Origin of the sequence: Actinoplanes sp. NPDC049316, assembly GCF_040677315.1 — a bacterium.
Classification (GTDB): domain Bacteria; phylum Actinomycetota; class Actinomycetes; order Mycobacteriales; family Micromonosporaceae; genus Actinoplanes.
Genome location: NZ_JBFAQM010000002.1, coordinates 277,484 through 296,130 on the forward strand (window position 1 = coordinate 277,484; position 18,647 = coordinate 296,130).

The window sequence follows — 18,647 nt, forward strand, 5'->3', positions numbered from 1 at the left end:
TTCGCTTCATGTACGCCGGCCCGCCCGCCGTGACCGTGGAGGCATGACAGTCGTCTCCCGAACCCACGATGTGATCGTCGTGGGTGCCCGTGTCGCCGGCGCGGCGCTGGGCGGCCTGCTCGCCCGGCTCGGCCACGATGTGATCGTCGTCGACCGGAGCGGGCCGCCCGCGGACACGGTGTCGACGCATCAGATCGCCCGTACCGGAATGGTCGCGCTACGCCGGTGGGGAATGGCCGACGAGGTGCGGTCGAGCGGCAGCCCGGCGCTGCGCGAGGTCACCTTCCACCGCGACGGCGGCTCCGGCACGCGTCCCGTACGGCCGTCGTGCGGCGTCGAGTATTTCCTGGCGCCGCGCCGGTACGTCCTGGACACGCTGCTCGCCGAGGCGGCGGTCCGTTCGGGTGCGGTGGTGCGTACGGGGCTGAACGTGGTGGGGGTTCGGCGCGCCGGCGACGGCCGGGTGACCGGCGTGTCCGGCCGCGACCGGGTCGGCGGCGACGTCGAGCTCAGCGCCCGGTTCGTGGTGGGCGCCGACGGCCTGCACTCGCGGATCGCCCGCTGCGTCGGCGCCGGCGTGATCGACCGCCGGCCGGACGGGGGTGCGGCCCGGTACGCCTACTACACGGGTCTGCCGTGGTCCGGCATCGAGTTCTACGTCGCCGACAAGGCGCTGGCCGGGATTTTTCCCACCCACGACGCCGAAGCGTGCGTGTGGCTCTGCACGCCGGCCGGTTCCGGTCGCCGGGACTTCGACGACGAGCTGCGGCAGGCCGCTCCGGACCTCGCCCACCGGCTGCGTCGTGGCCGGCGTACGTCGCCGGTCAGCGGTACGCGCAGGTCACCCAACCTCCTGCGGCGAGCCGCCGGACCCGGCTGGGCGCTCGTCGGCGACGCCGGCTTCCACCGTGACCCCATCAGCGCCCACGGCATCAGCGACGCCTTCCGCGACGCCGAGCTGCTCGCCGGCTGCCTGGACGCCGCGCTGCGCGGCAGCGTCGAGGAGCCGGTCGCGATGGGCGCGTACGGGCGGCAACGCGACGCGGCGCTGGCCGACGTCTTCGACCTCACGTGCGCCCTCGGCACGTACCCGCCCGTACGGGCGTTCCTCGGCCTGATGCGGGAGCTCGGCCGGGCCATCGATGTCGAGGCGGCCGGCCTGGCCGCCCGCCCGATCCACGCCCCGTCCTGATCGGACCGGGCCTGTACCCAAGGAGTCAACGATGAGCACGACAGTCGACGACAACATCCGCAACGGCGTGGACACCACGGCCCTGTTCGCCACCATCGACGCGGTGAAGGCCGCACCCTCGGCCGCACACTTCCAGTTCCGCGCCGAGAACGAATGGCTCACCGGCACCCACAGCCGCACCACCATCGACGGCTTCTTCGGCGTCGGCGAGGAGCGCAGCCATGAGCGTTCCTTCGTGCTCGACGCCGACCACCCGGCGGTCCTCGTCGGCCAGGACAACGGCCCGGCCCCGGTCGAGCACCTGCTGCACGCCCTGGCGGCCTGCCTCACGGCCGGTCTGGTCAACGTCGCCGCGGCCCGGGGCATCCGGCTCGGCGAGGTCCGGGCCCACGTGGCCGGTGACATCGACCTCAACGGGATCCTCGGGCTCGATCCCGCGATCCGCAACGGCTTCCGGAGCATCTCGGTCCGGTTCACGGTCAAGGGCGACGCCCCGGCAGACGTCCTCCGCGCGCTCGTCGAGCAGTCCCGCAGCCGATCCGCCGTCTTCGACGTGATCACCAATCGGGTTCCGGTCACCATCGACGTCGAGACGTCGTGACGTCGCCCGGCCGGTGACGGTCGTGGGGGCCGGGTGGCGGACCCGCGACGCACGGGATGCGTCGCGGCCGGTCTGTCATGCGAACCGGTCGGCGATCTCCGTCAGCTTCGTGACGTAGCCCGGCCAGTCGTAGCCGTCGGGGACGTTGGTGTTCTCCCGCCGCAGGCCGATCGCCGCGTCGTGCTGTTCGCGCATGATGTCGGCATGACCGGCGTGCCGGGCGAGGTCACACGTCACGTGGATGACGATCCGGTGCAGGGTCACCCGCCCCTCCGGCCACCACGGCACCCGCCCCGGCGCGTCCAGCGGGAGCTGCTCGATCGTCTGGTCGGCGAACACCCCGACACGGCGGTAGAGGTCGATGAGGCCGTCCTTGGTCTCGTGCTCCGAGGCATACCAGTCTGCCTGGGGGTCCTCGTCGAAGGCTTCCAGGGGAACCAGTTCCTCCGGCGTCGGGAACTCACGCCCGAAGGTCGGGCCGAAGTAGCCGGCTTCGACGTTGAGGCAGTGCTTGAGGACTCCCAGCAGGTTGTTGCCGGTCGAGGTGCGGGGCAGCCTGGCCGCCCGCTCGCTCAACCCGTCGACCTTCCAGATCAGGTCATCGCGAGTCGCCCGGAGGTAGTGATGCAACGCTGCCTTCAAATCGCCCAGATCAGTCACGCCCGCAAGTCTCCCCCACGCACCGGTCGCCGGGCACCGCGGTCAGGACCTTCGACCCTGTGCCCGGCCCGGAGACGTCCACGACTGTCAAGGACGGACGAGCGCAGGACGAGCCCGCGCGCCACTCCTGACCGTACGCGCGCGGCGTTCAGTGTCGGGAGGCCGGCGGCCTCTCCCAGCGGGTGCCGAGGGAGCTACGAGTGGATGCGACGGGGGTCGCCGCGCGTGCGACCGATCTGTGGAAGGTGTACGGCAGCGGCGAGGCGCAGGTCATCGCCCTGCGCGGGGTGAACGTCGAGCTCGAGCGCGGTCGTTTCACCGCCGTCATGGGTCCCTCCGGGTCCGGCAAGTCCACGCTCATGCACTGCCTGGCCGGCCTCGACTCGGTCACCCGCGGCCGGGTCTGCATCGGCGACACCGAGGTCACCGGTCTCGGCGACGCCGGCCTGACCAGGTTGCGCCGGGACAAGGTGGGGTTCGTCTTCCAGCAGTTCAATCTGCTTCCCACCCTCACCGCCGCCGAGAACATCCTTCTGCCGCTGGCCATCGCGGGGCGCAAACCCGACAGGCAGTGGTACGACACCGTCATCGACACCGTCGGGCTGCGCGACCGTCTCGGCCACCGGCCCGCCCAGCTCTCCGGCGGGCAGCAGCAACGCGTCGCCTGTGCGCGCGCCATGGTCGCCCGGCCGGACGTGATCTTCGCCGACGAGCCCACCGGCAACCTCGACAGCCGCTCCGGCGCCGAGGTGCTGGCGTTCCTGCGCAGGTCCGTACGCGACTACGGCCAGACCGTCGTCATGGTCACGCACGATCCCAACGCCGCGAGCCAGGCCGACCGGGTCATCTTCCTCGAGGACGGTCAGATCGTCGACGAGATGCGCGACCCCACCCCCGAGGCGGTGCTCGACCGGCTCAAGGGCCTCGACGCATCCGCCGCCGCGCCAGACGCCGCCGCGACGACGAATGCCGGTGGGAGTGACCGTCGATGCTGAGGGTCAGCCTCCGTGGCCTGTTCTCCCGCAAGCTGCGGCTGGCCCTGGCGCTGGTGGCCATCGTGCTCGGTACGGGTTTCCTGTCCGGCGCGTTCGTGCTCACCGACACCCTCGGCGCGCGCTTCGAGAAACTGTTCGAGTCCATCAACCAGAACGTCGCCGTTCAGGTCGCGCCGACCGAGGAGTCGACCGAGGACGGGCAGCCGCCGCGCCTCACCGCGGAGCAGCTGAACCGGCTGCGCGTGCCCGGCGCGGCGGCAGTCCAGGGCGACGTGAGTGCCGTGGGCGTGGTCCCGTTCGACGTACGCAACGGCCGTCCGGTGACCCTCTACGGGGCGCCGCAGCTCGGCGGCGGGGTCACCGGCGACGACCCGTTCTCGCTGGTCGGCATCGCCGACGGGCGGTGGCCCGCGCGGGCCGGCGAGGTGGCGATCAGCCGCTTCACCGCCGAACAGGCGCACGCCACGGTCGGTGACCGGATCAAGGTCTACCTGCCGCGGGTCAACGCGGCCCGGGAGTTCTCGGTGGTCGGCGTCGTCACGTACAGCGGCGATCGGGCGTCGCTGGCCGGCGAGACCCTCGTCCTGTTCCAGGAGGCCGAGGCTCAGCGGATCTTCTACGGGCGGACCGGGGTCTCCTCCGGCGCGTACCTGGCGGCTGCGGAAGGCGTCTCGCACAAGGAGCTGCGCGACCGGGTGGCTCCCCTGCTGCCGGCCGAGTTCCGGGCCATGACCGGCGAGCAGGCCAACCAGGAGCAGGCGAACGCGGTCAACGAAGGGCTGTCTCAGCTCACCCGGTACTTCTTCGGGCCGTTCGCGATCATCGCGGTGATCGTCGCCGTCTTCCTGATCTTCAACACCTTCACCATCGTGGTCGCGCAGCGGACGCAGGAGCTGGCGCTGATGCGCGCCATGGGTGCGAGCTGGGCGCAGGTGGCCGGCTCCGTGCTGGTGGAGGCCGTACTGGTGGGACTGGCCGGTTCCACCCTGGGTCTGCTGGCCGGTGTCGGGCTCGGTTACGCGGGCACCGCCCTGCTGACCGGCCTGCTCGGCGTCGAGCTCCCGGGCGCGGGGCTGGCCGTCGGGGTGACTCCGGTCGTGCTGGCGTACACGGTCGGCGTGCTGGTCACGGTCCTGTCGGCGCTGGTGCCCGCCGTGAAGGCGTCGGCGGTGCCGCCGCTGGCGGCGATGCGCGAGGTGGCCAGGCCGGACAAGCCGCTGCGGGCGTTGTCCGTGGTGGGTGCGGCGCTGGCGGTCCCCGGCGCCGCGCTGGTGGGGTTGAGCCTGACCGGCGTCGGCGGGTTGACGCTTCCGGCGTTGTTGCTCGGCGTCGGGCTGGTCTTCCTCGGCGTGGCGCTGCTGTCGCCGCTGCTCACCCGGCCGCTGGCCGGTCTCATCGGCCGTGCCGTCGGCTGGGGGACGAGCGGCAAGCTGGGCGTGCGCAACGCGCTGCGCAATCCGCGCCGTACGGCGGTCACCGCGGCCGCCCTGATGATCGGCGTCACGCTGGTGAGCGCGGCCGGCGTGGTCGGCGCCTCGTTCAAGTCCACGATCGAGCAGGAGGTCACCGCCACCATCGGCGCGGACATCGTCGTGCAGACCAACCAGACGCAGGGTCCGCCCAACGGCGAGACCGGCTTCTCCGCGGCGGCGATGCAGAAGGTCCGCGAGCTGCCCGAGGTGCGCCGGGCCCTGTCGCTGTTCCTCACCATCGACGCGAAGATCCAGGGCAGGACCAACCGGTCACTCGGGATCGCCGCCGTCGACCAGGACTTCGCGGTGGCGAGCGACATGCTCGGGCTGACGCGGGCCGACGGCGACCCCGGCACGCTCGGCGAGGGCGAGTTCGTGACCGACGACAACACCGCCGACGGCCGCGGCTGGGCGGTCGGCGACCAGGTCGCGATCGCTCTGAGCAAGGGCGGCGAGCGGCAGTACCGGCTGGTGGGGACGTTCAAGAGCACACCGCTCTTGAACGGCACGGTGTTCCTCCCGCAGTCGGCGGTGGCGGACTTCGCCGGGCCGCTCGCCAACCAGGGGTACGTCGACCTGGCCGACGGCGCCGACGCCACGGCCGCCACCGCGCGGATCGAGCAGATCATGTCCGACTTCCCGCTGGTCACCGTCGGCGACCGGTCCAGCCTGGTGGATCAGTTCGACTCGTTCATCGACATCGCCCTGGCCATCGTGGTGGTGCTGCTCGGCCTGGCGATCCTCATCGCCCTGCTCGGCATCCTCAACACGCTGCTGCTGAGCATCTACGAGCGGACCCGGGAACTGGGCCTGCTCCGGGCGGTGGGGCTCAGCCGGTTCGGCGTCATGCGCATGGTCGGCACCGAATCGGTCGTGATGGCGGTCTTCGGCTGCCTGCTCGGGATCGTGGTGGGACTCGGGCTGGGGGTCGCGCTGTCGGCCGCCCTGATCGACATCGACTTCCTCAGCACGATCGCCGTACCGTGGGTCGACCTGGCCGTGTTCGTGCTGCTCGCGGCGCTGGCCGGGGTCGCGGCCGCGCTCTGGCCCGCCTGGCGGGCGGCCAAGCTCGACGTGCTGGACGCCATCGCGTACGAGTGATCGACGACGCCGGGATCTCAGCAGCCCGGCTCAGTGCCGGCGGCTATCTCGTCGTCCTGGAATCCCCAGGCGCGCAGGATCCGGGCGACGTCGCCGGAGGCTCGGAGTCTTTCGGCGGCGCTGGTGTAGGCCTCGATGAGGCTGCGATCGCCGGGGTCGAACGCCATCGCGCCGCGCTCCAGGCGGGGTTCGCCGTCGACGACGGGGGCGAAGGCGGGCGTGGCCTCGAGGGCCCCGGGCGCCGCGGTGCCCACCAGGCGGCGGGCCGACAGGCTGGTCAGCCCGAAGGCGGTGATGTCACCGGTGATCAGCGCCGTGGTGAGATCGTCGGCACGCCGGAAGGCCACGATCCGCTCCGCGGGGACACCCGCCGCCGCGGCGTAGCGGGCTTCCACGGCGCCGGCCAGGACCCCCAGCCTGGCCTCGGGCCGGGCGGCGACGGAGCGGTAGTCGGACAGCTGCAGCGGGTTTCCGCTCCGAACGGCCAGCGCTTGCCGCAGCACGAAGTCGGGCCGGGCGAAGGCTGCCTGCCGGCACCGTTGAGCGGTGATCGACATGCCGGCGGCGACGATGTCGGCGGTGCCGGAACGGACGGTGTCGATGAGGCTGTCGAAGTTCATCACCAGCGGTTCGACCCGCGGGATGCCGATGGCGTCCAGCACCACCCGGGCGATCTGCGGCATGGCTCCGGTGAGGTCGCCGTTGCCGTCGACGAAGCCGAACGGTTCCTCGCCGGCGACCGCGAGCCGGGCCACGCCGGCCCTGCGGAGCCGGGCCAGCCGATCGGACTGCGCGGATGACCCGGGCCCGGAGCAGCCGGTCGCCAGGGTTGTGGCGGTCAGCGCCGCCGCGCTCAGGAGGGAGCGGCGGGTGAGGCCGGTACGCCGGTCAGCGGGCATCCGCGAGCGCCTCCGCGACGGTACGGGTCAGGTCGGCGGCCGGGAACGGCTTCGTCAGCAGCGTGGTGCCGGCGGGGACCTGTCCCCGATGGGTGAGCTCGCCGTCGGCGTACCCCGACATGAAGACGGTCGGGAGGGCGGGGTCGAGTTCCGCGATGGCGCGGGCCAGGTCGGGACCGCTCCGGCCGGGAAGCATCACGTCGGTCAGCAGAATCGAGATCGAGGACCGTTCCTCGGTGTAGCGCTTCTCGGCTTCCTCGGCGGAGCCGCACGCGACCACCCGGTAGCCGTTGCGCTGCAGGATGCGCTGCGCGAGCTGGCGTACCTGCGGGTCGTCCTCCACCAGCAGGACGGTCCGGTCGTCCGTGCACGGCGGCGGAGCGGCGGCCGTGGACTCGGCGGCCGGGACCGACGGCGGGGCGGCGCTGGGCTCCAGCGCGACGGTGAACGTGGAACCCCGGCCGGTCGCGCTGCTGACGCTGATCTCGCCGCCGGCGCCCTCGACGATGGCGTGCACGGTGGCGAGGCCGAGGCCGGTGCCGCCGTGGTCGCGTTTGGTGGAGAAGAACGGATCGAAGACCCGGCCCAGCGTCTCCTCGTCCATCCCCGCGCCGGTGTCGCCGACGCTGACGAGGACCCGCTTGTCGCCGGCCACGGTGACGGTGATCCGGCCCCCCGCGGGGGTCGCGTCGCGGGCGTTGGTGACCAGGTTGACCAGGATCTGCTCGAGCGCGGTGGGTTCGATCGCCGCGCACAGCCGCTCGTCACCGCCGGACGGCAGATTCACCGCGAGGTCGATGTCCGGCCCGGCGATCCGCCGGAGCAGTCCGGTCAGGGCGGACACCGTGCCGGCGACGTCCACGACCACGCCGGCGTCGCTGTGCTGCTGGCGGCTGATGGCGAGGATCTGATCGACGAGGGCGGCGGCGCGTTCGGTCGCGCGCAGGCACTCGTCGAGGGCCTCGCGGTCCTCCTCGGCGAGGTCGTTGCCGCCGGTGAGCACCAGGTCGACGTACCCGCCGATGGGGGTGAGCAGATTGTTGAAGTCGTGGGCGACGCGGGCGGCGAGCCGGCCCAGGGCCTCCATGCGGTGCGCCTGGGCGAGCTGGGTCTGCAGTTCGTGCCGCTGGGTCTCGTCGGAGAGCAGCAGGAGCCGGCCGCGGCCCCGGAAGGTGTCCGTGCAGTACGCGATGACCCAGCGGGGCCCGCCACTGGTCTCGATGGTCATCGGCTCGCCGTCCAGGTCCTCGTCGGCGTCGAGCGTGATGGTCTCACCGTCGTCGCGGTGGGCGACGAGGTGCAGCGGACGGCCCAGGACGGAGTCGCGTTCGTGGCCCAGCAGTCGGGCGGCCGCGGAGTTCTCGTATTCCACCGTTCCGTCCGGGCCGACCTCGAGGATCGGGATCGGCGACGTGTCGATCAGGCGGTTGCGGCGGTCCTCGCTCTCGGCCAGCCGCTCGGCCATGATCACCGCCCGGCGCCGCGAGCGGGCCTGCACGAAGACGGTGACGAGCAGCACCGCGCACACGAGGGCGGCGGCGGTCAGCAGGAGCGCGCGATAGGTCTGCTCCCCCGCGCTGAGGACCGGGTTGGTGGGGGTGTAGGCGATCTGCCAGCGACGCCCGTACGCCGCCAGCTCCGCCGTGCGCTCGGCCGTCCAGTCGCCGCCCACCGACTCGGCGAGCCGGGTGGGCGGGCCGGAGATGTCGGTGATCCGGACCTTGCCGGTGACCTCGGACCGCCCGTACAGGCCGTCGAGGAAGCGCTGCGGGTCGAAGTGCAGCCCGACGTAGCGCCCGCTTCCGACGGCGCGGACCAGCAGCATGGTGCCGGGATTGTCGCCGGTGCCGGTGACCGGACCGCTCAGCGCCGGCTTCTTCGCCTGGGTGGCGACGTCCAGGGCCGTCGCCACCTGCGGTGACGCGCTCACGTCGGTACCGGCCGGATACGTACGGGTGGATCGTGGCTGGGCCGCACGGATGACGGCGGACGGGCCCGTACGATCGATCACCACGATGCTGAGGACACCCGGATACCGGCGCGGGAGATCGAAACCGCCGGACACCGCGGCGAGGGCGGGACCGGTCTCCTGCCCTGCGGCGAGCGCCGCGCTCCCGGCGGCCAGGACATCCGCGTAACGGGCCAGCTCGTTGTCCACGGCACCGGCGTCCGCGCTCATCGCGGCGTCCACGGCGGCGGCCTCACCGTGCCGAGCCACTGCACCGGACCAGAACCAGACACCGACCATCATCGCCACCGCGGCGGCGCCGCCGATCCACGGCAGAGCCCGCTGCCCTCGGCGCAGTGCCTGCAACCGGCGCGGACCCATCGCGACATCACCTCCGACAGGAGGTATATCCCAGCAAAACGCTCAAACCAGCCGAACCATAAAATATGGGCCGGTCGGCCGAAAAGTATGAGGATACGTATACCGCCGACGGCCTCTTGTCACTCCGTCGGGCTATCGGATCTGCGCGCATTCGCGCGTAAGTTCGGCAGTCGTCACCATGGCTGGAGTTGAGAGGATGTGGCCGGGTTGGCGCTTCTCGAAAGTCTCGCTCTCGGTGATCACATCTGCTGGACCGTCGGCGACGGCGACGTACGACTGGACTCGCTGACCGCTCTGGTCGAGGCCGGTCTCGGCCTGGGGCACCGCGTCCTCTACTGCGGCGACGACGGCGGCGAGGTCTTCGGCGCGTTCGAGCGCCGCGGGGTGGCCGCCGGCGAGGCCGTGGCGGCCGGCGATCTGCGGGTGGCACCCATCGGGTCGTCCTATCTGGCCCGTGGCGTCTTCGACCACGGGGCGGCGCTGGGTTTCCTCCGGCGGGAGATCGATGATGCTCGCCGGTCGGGCTACCCGGGCCTGCGGCTCATCAGCGACATGTCGTGGGCCGGCCGGCCCGTGCCGGGGGCCGAGCGGCTACCCGGCTGGGAGGCCCAGGCGAACATGATCTTCGCCGAGGGCTACGCGCTGGGCGTCTGTGCGTACGATCCTCAGGCTTTTGCCGCGGCACGGCTGCGGGAGCTCGCCCGGGCCCATCCCGGCACCGCCGGGGCCGATGCGCCGTTCGACCCCGATTCCATTCTGCGGATGCGGCGCACCGGGCAACCGTTCGGGATGCGTCTGGAAGGCGAGGCGGACCTGTCCAACGCACCGGCGCTGAGCGCCGTCATCGACCATCTGCTGGACAGCCCGCCGGGCCCGGACGCGACGGTGACCATCAACGTGGACGGCCTCCGTTTCGTCGACACGGCGGCGGCCCGGATCCTGTTGACGGCGGCCGACCGGGCCGCGGGCCGGCTGCGGATCGCCGGCCGCTCGCCCGCGCTCGGCAGGATCCTCGACGTGCACGGCAAGCGTCGCACGGCAGCCGCCAGATGAGGGAAAGCCGCCCAGCGTGCTGAGAGAGAAGCGCTGAATGACCGTCGAAGCCCGGAACTTCCACCACCCGGCTCTGCTGTATCACGGAAGCGCGGAATACGTCGCGGGCGTGAGCGATTTCGTCCGTTCCGCCGTGCACGACGGCGATCCCGTCCTGGTCGCCGTCCCCGGGACGAACCTCGAGCTGCTGCGCGACGCCCTGGGTGACCTCGGCGACCGCGTCACCCTGGCCGACATGACGGTGGCCGGCCGCAACCCGGGCCGGATCATCCCCGGCGTGCTGCTCCGGTTCGCCGCCGATCACGCCGGCCGCCGGTTCTCGGTCGTCGGCGAGCCGATCTGGCCGGAGCGCACGGAGCTGGAGTACGCGGCCTGCGCCATCCACGAGGCGCTGATCAACGCGGTGTTCGCCGGCCGGGACGCCGCGATCCTGTGCCCGTACGACGTGAGCCGGCTCGATCCCGCGGTGGTCGCGGACGCATGGTCCACCCACCCCACGCTGATCGAGGACGGCACCCTGCTCGACAGCGACCGCTTCCTCGATCCGGAGGTGACGGCCGCCGGCTTCAACCGGCCGCTCCCCCCGCCCCCGCCGGACGCGGAGACCCTGGTCTACGAGGAGACGATCGCCGCCGTGCGCTGCTTCGTGCGGCGGCTCGCTGCCGTGCATCTGCCGGAGGCTTCCGTGGAGGATCTGGTGCTCGCCGCGAGCGAGGTGGCCGCGAACACGGTGGACCACACGTCCGGTCCCGGCAAGGTCACGGTCTGGACCGAACCCGGCGTCGTCGTCTGCCAGCTTCAGGACACCGGCCACCTGACCGATCCGCTCGCCGGCCGCATCAGGCCGCCGCACATCCGCCACCGCGGCTTCGGACTGGTTCTGGCGAACGAATTGTGCGACCTGGTGCGGATCCATTCGGGCCCGTCCGGCACGACGGTCCGGTTGCACAAGCTGCGCTGAGCCAGGTGGGGACTTACGTCTCTACCCGGTGGCGGCGGCCCGTCACTAGCGTCCTTGACGAACCAGCAAGCCGACGGCTTGAGGAGGTCGCCATGGCCGCTCCTGTCGTGCATTGGGAGATCGGTGGCCCGGACATCGCCGCCCTCCGGGAGTTCTACGCGAAGGCTTTCGGTTGGACGATCACCGACGCGGGACCCTCCTACTGCCTTGTGGACGCCGCCGACGGCGGGGTGGGCGGCGGCCTGATGCGCACCGCCGGGGAGATGCCGCCGTACGTGACCGTCTACGTGCAGGTCGAGGATCTCGCCGGGGCCCTGGCCGACGTGGGTGCTCTCGGGGGGACGACCGTCGTCCCGCCCACCCGGATCAATGACGCGGCGTCGTTCGCCGTGTTCCGCGATCCGCAGGGCAACGTGGTCGGGCTGCTCGAGGCGACCGGTCCGATCGCCGGGTGACGCGATGGGTACGGCGCTGCGCATCGATCAGCTGCGCAAGGCGTACGGGGCGACGACGGCGGTCGACGGGCTCGATCTGCACGTGGACGAGGGCCAGATAGTCGGCATTCTCGGGCCCAACGGCTCGGGCAAGACGACGACCGTCGAGTGCGCGTACGGCCTGCGCAAGGCCGACTCCGGCACGATCCGGGTGTTCGGCGTGGATTCGCGTGCCGAGCCCGACCGGGTCGCCCGGCTGGTCGGCACCCAGTTGCAGGACTCCGCCCTTCCCGACCGGATCAAGGTGTGGGAGGCGGTGCACCTGTTCGCGGCGCTGGCGCACCGGCCCGTGGACGAGGCGGAAGCGCTGCACCGGTGGGGTCTGACCGGTAAGCGCAACGCGAGCTTCGCGAGCCTCTCCGGCGGTCAGCGCCAGCGTCTGCTGGTGGCGCTGGCGCTGGTCGGAAAGCCACGACTGGTCTTCCTCGACGAGATGACCACGGGCCTCGATCCGCAGGCCCGCCGCGAGGTGTGGGATCTGGTGGCGGAGGTGCGCGGCGGCGGGACGACCGTCGTGCTGGTCACCCACTTCATGGACGAGGCGCAGCGGTTGTGCGACCGGGTGGTCGTGCTGTCCCGGGGGCGGAAGATCGCCGAGGGTACGCCGGCCGACCTGATCGACCGCTGCGGCGGCGGCACGGTGGCCCGTTTCCCGGTTCCCGCCCAGGGCCGCCTGCCGGGTCTCGAGGGGCTGCCCGGGGTGCGCACGGTCGCCCGGGTCGACGGCCGGGTCGAGGTGCGGGGCCAGGGCCCCTTCCTGGTCGCGCTCGGCCATGCCCTCACCCTTGCCGGGCAGCCGGGCGTACGCCTGGACGTGACGAGCCCGAGCCTCGAGGACGCCTACGTGCGGCTGATCGGGGAGCAGGAGACGCCATGAGGGCCGTACGCGCGCTGACGTGGATCGAGCTCAAGCTGTTCCTGCGGGAGCCGGTGACGGTGGTGTTCACGCTGGCGCTGCCGCCGCTGATCCTGTACGTCCTGTCCGAGGTGTTCGGCGACGTGCCCGATCCGGGCGGCACCACGTTCCGCGGTGTCGGCGGCGCGACCTATTACCTGCCGGCCTACATCGGGCTGGTGGTGGCCTCGCTCGGGCTGATCGGGCTGCCGGTGCACCTGGCCGCGTACCGCGAGCGTGGCGTGCTGCGCCGGTTCCAGGCGGCCCGGGTTCCGGTACGCGCGCTGCTGACGTCCCAGGTCGTCGTGCTGGCGGCCGGGGTGGTCGCGGGTGCGGTGCTGCTGATGGCCCTCGCAGCGGTGCTGTGGGACGTGCGGTGGCCGGCGTCCTGGCCCGGCGTCGCGATCGCCGCGGTGCTCGGCACGGTCGCGTTCACGGCGGTCGGGATGCTGCTGGGCGCGGTCATGCCGACGGCACGGGCGGCTCAGGGCATCGGTCTCCTGCTGTGGTTCACGATGATGATGGTGTGCGGCGCCGGGCCGCCGCCGGAGGTGCTCAGCCCGGTCCTCGCGCGGACCGGCGACGTGCTGCCGTTGAAGCATCTCGTCGTCGCGCTGCAGGATCCGTGGCTGGGCTTCGGCGTGAACTGGGTCGAGATGGCCGTACTCGTGGCGATCAGTGTGGCCGCCGCCGGGCTCGCGGCCCCCGCCCTGCGCCGGCGGACGTGATGGCCGTGCCGCACATCCCGCGTGACCCCGACGACGACCACACCGAGGCCATGGCCCGGCGACGCCGCGCGATGCTCACCGAGCTGACCGGGGCGAGCCTCGACGCCGTCGCCGGGGCGGCGTTCGACCCGGCCGCGGCGCGCGGCAACGTGGAGAACTTCATCGGCGTGGCGCAGGTGCCGATCGGCGTCGCCGGACCGCTGCGCATCCGCGGGGAGTACGCCCGCGGCGACTTCATCGTTCCGCTGGCCACGACCGAGGGAGCGCTGGTGGCCAGCTACAGCCGCGGCATGCGGCTGCTCACCGAGTGCGGCGGGGTGTCGACGGCCGTCGTCGAGGAGTCGATGCAGCGCGGTCCGGTGTTCTCCTTCGCGAGCGCCGCGCAGGCCCGCGACTTCGGCGCCTGGATCAGGCAGCGGTTCACCGAGATCAAACGGGTGGCCGAGGGCACGACCCGGCACGGACGGCTGCAGGACATCGGCCAGTTCCAGGTCGGCCCGCTGCGCTACCTGCGTTTCGACTTCACCACCGGCGACGCGGCCGGGCAGAACATGACCAGCCGGGCGACCGCGGCGGCGTGTGAGTGGATCGCGGCGACGCATCCGGCGCATCCGGTGTACCTGCTGTCGGGCAACATCGACACCGACAAGAAGCATTCGCACATCAACACGCTGCTCACCCGGGGCCGCCGCGTCGTGGCGGAGGCGGTGCTGCCGCGTACGGCGCTGCTCGACGCCATGGGCGTGGACACGGCGGATCTGTTCCGGTGGCGGCAGGCGAGCGCGACCGGCACGCTGCTGGCGGGCGCCGCCGGCAACGGCGCGCACGCGGCCAACGGGCTGGCCGCGCTGTTCATCGCCACCGGGCAGGACGCCGCGAACGTCGCGGAGTCGCACGCCTCGCTGACCTACACCCAGCTGCTCGATACGGGCGACTACTACTGGTCCGTGACGCTGCCCTCGCTGATCATCGCGACCCGCGGCGGCGGCACCGGCCTGCCCACCCAGCGCGAGTGCCTCGAGCTGCTCGGCTGCCACGGCTCCGGCAAGGCTCGCAAGCTCGCCGAGATCTGCGCGGCCACCGTGCTGGCCGGGGAGGTGTCCCTGGCCGCGGCGGTGATCCACGGCGACTGGGTCTCGGCACACGAACGGCTGGGCCGCAACCGCCCCGCGGCCCGGCCCTGAGGCCCGAGGAGGAGCGATGGCCGTACGTGAAACGCAGGCGCGCCCGGTGCAGGCCGACCGGGGCTGGGGTCTGCTCTTCCGCGCCGGGGCCGTCTCGGCGGGCCTGGCCGTCCTCGCGTACGCCGCGGCGCTGGTGATCATGTCCGTGTCGAGCTCGCCGCCCACCTCCGGTGGCGCCGGCATGCTGGAGTTCGTGCACGCGCATCGGACTGTCTACATCGTCCGCCAGCTGCTGTGGCTGTCACCCAGCCTGTTCCTGATGGTGGTCTTCCTGGCCCTGACCGTGGCGGTGTGGCCGAGGGGCAAGAGCCTCGCGGCCCTGGCCGGGCTGATCGCGATCACGTCCTGGGCGGTGTCGTTCGCCTGGCCCACCACCGGTGACGGCTCGCTGGCCATGGTCGTGCTCAGCGACAAGTACGCCGACGCGGCCACCGCCGGAGCGCGCGCTCCCTTCGCCGCCGGCGCGGAGGTCCTGATCGCCCTCAACGACGTGCCGGCGGTGATCGGGGTGCTGCAGACGCTCGGCATCCTGCTGATCTCGCTGCTGATGCTCAGCGGCCCGTTCGGCGCGGGGGTCGCCTGGTTCGGCACGGCCACCGGCGCGATCGGCGTGCTCTCCGAGGTGCTGCGGCCGGTGCTCGGCTGGGCGTACGCCATCTACGGCCTGATGCTGTTCGCCTGGCTGATCTGGATCGCCGTCGTCCTGTGGGTCAGCCCCCGCGGCTCAGGATGATCGGCGGATGCGCCGGGGCGAACGTCCCTGGCCCCGAGTCGCCGGCGCAAAACACCCTGAAGTCACGACGATTGATTTCGGGAGGGCGTCATGAGTCCCAGCGGCGACCGACCGGCGATCGGGCAGGCATCGGTGACCCTCGTCCGGTCGCAGCCGTGGTGGAAGCGCGGCGGCAGGAAGCTCTTCGCAACGGTGATCGCCGCCGGCGCGCTGGTGGGGGCGATCACCACCGTCCTGACCTTCCGCCTGCCGCACGACGTGGAGGACGCCGCGGCGTTCACCGGCATCACCGTCGTGGAGGGAGTTCCGTTCAGCGAGTACAAGCAGAGCCTGGTGGCACCGCATCCGCCCGCGCAGGGACTCGGTGCGCTCACCGTGGTCGCCCGGGCGCAGGCCCAACCCACCCCTGAGGTTTCGGCGTCGACGGAGACGGCCGCGCCTCCCGACGGCACGACAACGACGGGGACCGTTGAGCCGCCGGCCACCACGGGTGCCCCTCAACCGGGCGACGACCAGGTCGTCCCTCTTTTCGGTCCGACCACGACATCTCCGCACACTCCGGCCGCGACCGTCGCGATGGAGACCCCTCGCATGGGAGTCGCGCGGAGCGCCATGCTCCGGGTGCACAGGGAAGTGCAGGCCGCGTGCAGCGAACGGCTCGACCCGCGATTCTGCGACACCACCATGAGAGCGATCACCGAGCTGGACATGGCCAATGGAAACAACGCGGATGAGGCCGTGGCGCGTCAAGTCGCGATGGTGAAGAACCTGCGCACCACGCGGCCGTCGAGGGGGGCGAAACCCGAGCCGGTCGGAGCCGTCGTGACGGCTGGCGTCGATCTCAGGGGACTGCGCGGACGGCCCGTTCACCTGACCTGGTCACTCTGGGAGAAGAACAAAGACACGCAGCTGTACCGGCAGTGGCTCAACGACCGGCTCGCCTACCGGATGACCGCGTCATCGGACCACGACACCGCAAGCCTGGATTTCTGGATCCCGCTGCCGGATTCCCGCGGCTCGTTCGTCGTGCGCTCCCGGCTCGTCTCGGGAGAGTCAACGCTTGCCGACGTCGCCAGCCGGTCGTTCCACTGACTCCCGGCCGCAGGTGAAGCGGGCCGCGCCCGCGGCCATCTCGATGCCGCCGAGGATGTGGGCGCGCAGCAGCGGCTCGGAGTAGTACTCCGCTTTGTGGCCCATCGCGGTGTAGAAGGCGCGGCCGCCGTCGTACGGGTGGCACCAGGAGATCGGGTGGTGCGGGCCCATGCCGGGTGAGCCGCCCGGGACGCTGTAGCCGCGCGGGTCGTAGGTGCTCTCGTCCACCTCGGCGAGGACGCGGACGGTGCCGCGCGGGTTGGTGCGGAAGTTGTACCACTCCTCCTCGCGCTGCCAGCGGCGTGGCAGCGGCCAGGTGGCGGCGGTGCCGCGGGTGAGCACCTCGACCGTGGCGACCTGGAACTGGTCGTTGACCGCGCCGGGGTGGTCGCGGAAGTACGCGCCGACGAGCCCGCCGTACCAGGGCCAGTCGTATTCGGTGTCCGAGGCGGCGTGGATGCCCGCGTAGCCGCCGCCGGCGCGGATGTAGCGCTCGAAGGCGCCCTGCTGCGCCTCGTCGAGGACGTCGCCGGTGGTGCTGAGCCAGATGACCACGTCGTAGCGGGCGAGGTTGGCGTCGGTGAACGCGGCGGCGTCCTCGGTGGCGTCGACCCGGAAGTGGTGCCGTGCGCCGAGCTGCCGGATCGCGGCCACCGCGGCCGGGATCGAGTCGTGCCGGAACGCCGCCGTCTTGGAGAAGACGAGCGCGCTGAACCGGGGGTGCCCGGACGTGGCCCCGGCCGGTCCCGCCGGGCCCGCGACGGCCAGCCCCACGACCACGGCGAGCAGAGACCTCAGCAACCGCTTCATGAACCCTCCCGAGCGCAGGCATGGGCGTGTCATCGAAGCTTATGACTACGCGTACGGTCGTGCCATGGACGAACTGGGCAGACTGCTGCGCCGGGCCGCCGAGGAGGCCGCCGGATACCGTGCCTCGCTGGCGGATCGGCCCGTACGCGCGGCCCGTGACGTCGCCGACGTCCGGGCTGCGTTCGGGGGCCCGCTGCCGGCGTACGGATCATCGGCGGACGAGGTCCTCACCGACCTGCTGGCGGCGGCCGACGGAGGTCTCGTGGCCACGGCCGGGCCGCGGTTCTTCGGGTTCGTCATCGGCGGCGCGCTGCCGGCCGCCACCGCGGCGGACATCCTCGCGGCCGGCTGGGACCAGTGCGCGTTCAACGCCGTGCTGTCGCCGGCCGCCATCGCGGCCGAGGAGGTGGCCGGCGGCTGGCTCAAGGAGCTGCTCGGCCTGCCCGCCACGGCGTCGGCCGGGTTCGTCACCGGGGCGCAGGCGGCCAACACGGTGGGCCTGGCCGCGGCCCGGCATCACCTGCTGGCCGAGGCCGGCTGGGACGTGGAACGGCGGGGGCTGCCGGGAGCGCCGCGGCTGCGGGTGATCGCGAGCGTCGAGCGGCACGCCACGGTGGACCGGTCGCTGCGGCTTCTCGGTCTCGGTTCGGACGTCGTCGAGCCGGTCGCGGCGGACGCCGGCGGCGCCGTCGACGTCGGCGATCTGGCGCGGGTGCTGGCCGCCGGGCCGGGCGGGCCCGCCATCGTGTGCCTGCAGGCGGGCAACGTCAACACCGGCGCCTGCGACGACCTGCGCGCGGCCTGCGAGCTCGTGCACCGGTACGGCGGGTGGGCGCACGTCGACGGCGCGTTCGGGCTGTGGGCGGCCGCGTACCCGGGCACCCGGCATCTGGTCGACGGCGTGGAGCTGGCCGACTCGTGGGGCTGCGACGGGCACAAGTGGCTCAACGTGCCGTACGACAGCGCGTTCGCGTTCTGCTCGCGTCCCGCCGTGCAGGTGGCGGCGATGTCGTACGCGGCCGCGTACCTGGTCGGCTCGGGAGCCGGCTCCGGTGGCGCCGACTACACCGCGGAGTCGTCGCGCCGGGCGCGCGGCTTCGCCGTCTGGGCCGCGCTGCGGGAGCTGGGCGCCGACGGGGTGAGCGAGCTGGTGGAGCGGTGCTGCCGGCTGGCTCGCCGGTTCGCCGAGGGGCTGGCCGCGGCCGGGTTCGAGATCGTCAACGACGTGGTGCTCAACCAGGTGCTGGTCGGCTTCGGCGACGACGCGCGTACCGACCGGATCATCGCGGCCGTGCAGCGCGACGGCACCTGCTGGCTCGGCGGCACGACGTGGCGGGGCCGGCGCTTGATGCGGATCTCGGTGTCCGGCCACGCCACGACCGAGGCGGACGTGGACCTGTCGGTGGCGGCGATCAGCCGGATCGCCGCGCAGGAGCGCGCCTGACGGC

Annotated in this window: 17 protein-coding genes; 13 read left to right on the plus strand and 4 right to left on the minus strand. The window is 72.4% G+C overall.

What is annotated here, in order from left to right:
* The first annotated feature begins 43 nt into the window (after window positions 1–43).
* Together AB0K03_RS03830 and AB0K03_RS03835 are read left to right on the plus strand one after the other, a co-directional pair.
* Complete coding sequence (locus tag AB0K03_RS03830) at window positions 44–1,192, plus strand: FAD-dependent monooxygenase (RefSeq protein ID WP_364680032.1); 1,149 nt, start codon at window positions 44–46, stop codon at window positions 1,190–1,192.
* A 31-nt stretch (window positions 1,193–1,223) separates the two neighbouring features.
* The gene (locus AB0K03_RS03835; protein WP_364680035.1) at window positions 1,224–1,793 is read left to right on the plus strand and encodes an OsmC family protein; all 570 of its coding nucleotides are present in this window, start codon (window positions 1,224–1,226) and stop codon (window positions 1,791–1,793) included.
* A gap of 75 nt (window positions 1,794–1,868) precedes the next feature.
* On the opposite strand, the gene AB0K03_RS03840 is transcribed toward AB0K03_RS03835, so the two are convergent.
* Window positions 1,869–2,453, minus strand: coding sequence for a DinB family protein (locus tag AB0K03_RS03840; RefSeq protein ID WP_364680038.1), 585 nt, complete (start codon window positions 2,451–2,453; stop codon window positions 1,869–1,871).
* A gap of 200 nt (window positions 2,454–2,653) precedes the next feature.
* Between AB0K03_RS03840 and AB0K03_RS03845 the strand changes: the two genes are divergently transcribed.
* Window positions 2,654–3,448 carry an ABC transporter ATP-binding protein gene (locus AB0K03_RS03845; protein WP_364680040.1) on the plus strand — a complete coding sequence of 265 codons (795 nt, stop codon included), beginning with the start codon at window positions 2,654–2,656 and terminating at the stop codon, window positions 3,446–3,448.
* Window positions 3,442–6,021 (plus strand): FtsX-like permease family protein, encoded by a 2,580-nt coding sequence (locus AB0K03_RS03850; protein ID WP_364680043.1) that lies wholly within the window; start codon window positions 3,442–3,444, stop codon window positions 6,019–6,021. The genes AB0K03_RS03845 and AB0K03_RS03850 overlap by 7 nt, the downstream gene beginning before the upstream one ends.
* A 17-nt stretch (window positions 6,022–6,038) precedes the next feature.
* On the opposite strand, the gene AB0K03_RS03855 is transcribed toward AB0K03_RS03850, so the two are convergent.
* Window positions 6,039–6,920, minus strand: a complete 882-nt coding sequence (locus tag AB0K03_RS03855; RefSeq protein ID WP_364680046.1) for a transporter substrate-binding domain-containing protein — start codon at window positions 6,918–6,920, stop codon at window positions 6,039–6,041.
* Entirely contained in the window at window positions 6,910–9,249 is a 2,340-nt protein-coding gene (locus tag AB0K03_RS03860) for an ATP-binding protein (protein ID WP_364680049.1), read from the minus strand. The genes AB0K03_RS03855 and AB0K03_RS03860 overlap by 11 nt, the downstream gene beginning before the upstream one ends.
* A gap of 207 nt (window positions 9,250–9,456) precedes the next feature.
* Here AB0K03_RS03860 and AB0K03_RS03865 point away from each other — a divergent pair, with 207 nt between their 5' ends.
* The 8 genes from AB0K03_RS03865 (at window position 9,457) to AB0K03_RS03900 (ending at window position 16,389) form a co-directional block, all read left to right on the plus strand.
* Window positions 9,457–10,302, plus strand: a complete 846-nt coding sequence (locus tag AB0K03_RS03865) for an MEDS domain-containing protein (protein ID WP_364680051.1) — start codon at window positions 9,457–9,459, stop codon at window positions 10,300–10,302.
* Window positions 10,303–10,339: 37 nt separating this feature from the next.
* On the plus strand, window positions 10,340–11,263 hold the full coding sequence (locus AB0K03_RS03870; protein WP_364680053.1) for a sensor histidine kinase: 924 nt from the start codon (window positions 10,340–10,342) through the stop codon (window positions 11,261–11,263).
* 92 nt (window positions 11,264–11,355) lie between these two features.
* Window positions 11,356–11,718, plus strand: coding sequence for a VOC family protein (locus tag AB0K03_RS03875; RefSeq protein WP_364680055.1), 363 nt, complete (start codon window positions 11,356–11,358; stop codon window positions 11,716–11,718).
* 4 nt (window positions 11,719–11,722) lie between these two features.
* A complete protein-coding gene (locus tag AB0K03_RS03880; RefSeq protein WP_364680058.1) occupies window positions 11,723–12,634 on the plus strand; it encodes an ABC transporter ATP-binding protein in 912 nt (303 codons plus the stop codon).
* Window positions 12,631–13,380, plus strand: a complete 750-nt coding sequence (locus AB0K03_RS03885) for an ABC transporter permease (RefSeq protein WP_364680060.1) — start codon at window positions 12,631–12,633, stop codon at window positions 13,378–13,380. Before AB0K03_RS03880 ends, AB0K03_RS03885 begins: the two co-directional genes overlap by 4 nt.
* A 5-nt stretch (window positions 13,381–13,385) precedes the next feature.
* Entirely contained in the window at window positions 13,386–14,564 is a 1,179-nt protein-coding gene (locus AB0K03_RS03890; RefSeq protein ID WP_364680063.1) for a hydroxymethylglutaryl-CoA reductase, read from the plus strand.
* Window positions 14,565–14,580: 16 nt separating this feature from the next.
* The gene (locus AB0K03_RS03895; protein WP_364680065.1) at window positions 14,581–15,297 is read left to right on the plus strand and encodes a hypothetical protein; all 717 of its coding nucleotides are present in this window, start codon (window positions 14,581–14,583) and stop codon (window positions 15,295–15,297) included.
* Window positions 15,298–15,387: 90 nt separating this feature from the next.
* Complete coding sequence (locus tag AB0K03_RS03900) at window positions 15,388–16,389, plus strand: hypothetical protein (RefSeq protein WP_364680068.1); 1,002 nt, start codon at window positions 15,388–15,390, stop codon at window positions 16,387–16,389.
* On the opposite strand, the gene AB0K03_RS03905 is transcribed toward AB0K03_RS03900, so the two are convergent.
* Window positions 16,351–17,199 carry a ThuA domain-containing protein gene (locus tag AB0K03_RS03905; protein WP_364680070.1) on the minus strand — a complete coding sequence of 283 codons (849 nt, stop codon included), beginning with the start codon at window positions 17,197–17,199 and terminating at the stop codon, window positions 16,351–16,353. The genes AB0K03_RS03900 and AB0K03_RS03905 overlap by 39 nt on opposite strands.
* A 64-nt stretch (window positions 17,200–17,263) precedes the next feature.
* On the opposite strand from AB0K03_RS03905, the gene AB0K03_RS03910 reads away from it, so the two are divergent.
* Complete coding sequence (locus AB0K03_RS03910) at window positions 17,264–18,643, plus strand: pyridoxal-dependent decarboxylase (RefSeq protein WP_364680073.1); 1,380 nt, start codon at window positions 17,264–17,266, stop codon at window positions 18,641–18,643.
* The last annotated feature ends 4 nt before the right edge of the window (window positions 18,644–18,647 follow it).

What these genes read in the sequence shown, in the direction of transcription:
- AB0K03_RS03885 (WP_364680060.1), top strand. Translation starts at nt 12,631, where the DNA reads ATGAGGGCCGTACGCGCGCTGACGTGGATCGAGCTCAAGCTGTTCCTG.
- AB0K03_RS03910 (WP_364680073.1), top strand. Translation starts at nt 17,264, where the DNA reads ATGGACGAACTGGGCAGACTGCTGCGCCGGGCCGCCGAGGAGGCCGCC.
- AB0K03_RS03855 (WP_364680046.1), bottom strand. Translation starts at nt 6,920, where the DNA reads ATGCCCGCTGACCGGCGTACCGGCCTCACCCGCCGCTCCCTCCTGAGC.
- AB0K03_RS03895 (WP_364680065.1), top strand. Translation starts at nt 14,581, where the DNA reads ATGGCCGTACGTGAAACGCAGGCGCGCCCGGTGCAGGCCGACCGGGGC.
- AB0K03_RS03835 (WP_364680035.1), top strand. Translation starts at nt 1,224, where the DNA reads ATGAGCACGACAGTCGACGACAACATCCGCAACGGCGTGGACACCACG.
- AB0K03_RS03850 (WP_364680043.1), top strand. Translation starts at nt 3,442, where the DNA reads ATGCTGAGGGTCAGCCTCCGTGGCCTGTTCTCCCGCAAGCTGCGGCTG.
- AB0K03_RS03900 (WP_364680068.1), top strand. Translation starts at nt 15,388, where the DNA reads ATGAGTCCCAGCGGCGACCGACCGGCGATCGGGCAGGCATCGGTGACC.
- AB0K03_RS03875 (WP_364680055.1), top strand. Translation starts at nt 11,356, where the DNA reads ATGGCCGCTCCTGTCGTGCATTGGGAGATCGGTGGCCCGGACATCGCC.
- AB0K03_RS03830 (WP_364680032.1), top strand. Translation starts at nt 44, where the DNA reads ATGACAGTCGTCTCCCGAACCCACGATGTGATCGTCGTGGGTGCCCGT.
- AB0K03_RS03880 (WP_364680058.1), top strand. Translation starts at nt 11,723, where the DNA reads ATGGGTACGGCGCTGCGCATCGATCAGCTGCGCAAGGCGTACGGGGCG.
- AB0K03_RS03860 (WP_364680049.1), bottom strand. Translation starts at nt 9,249, where the DNA reads ATGGGTCCGCGCCGGTTGCAGGCACTGCGCCGAGGGCAGCGGGCTCTG.
- AB0K03_RS03870 (WP_364680053.1), top strand. Translation starts at nt 10,340, where the DNA reads ATGACCGTCGAAGCCCGGAACTTCCACCACCCGGCTCTGCTGTATCAC.
- AB0K03_RS03905 (WP_364680070.1), bottom strand. Translation starts at nt 17,199, where the DNA reads ATGAAGCGGTTGCTGAGGTCTCTGCTCGCCGTGGTCGTGGGGCTGGCC.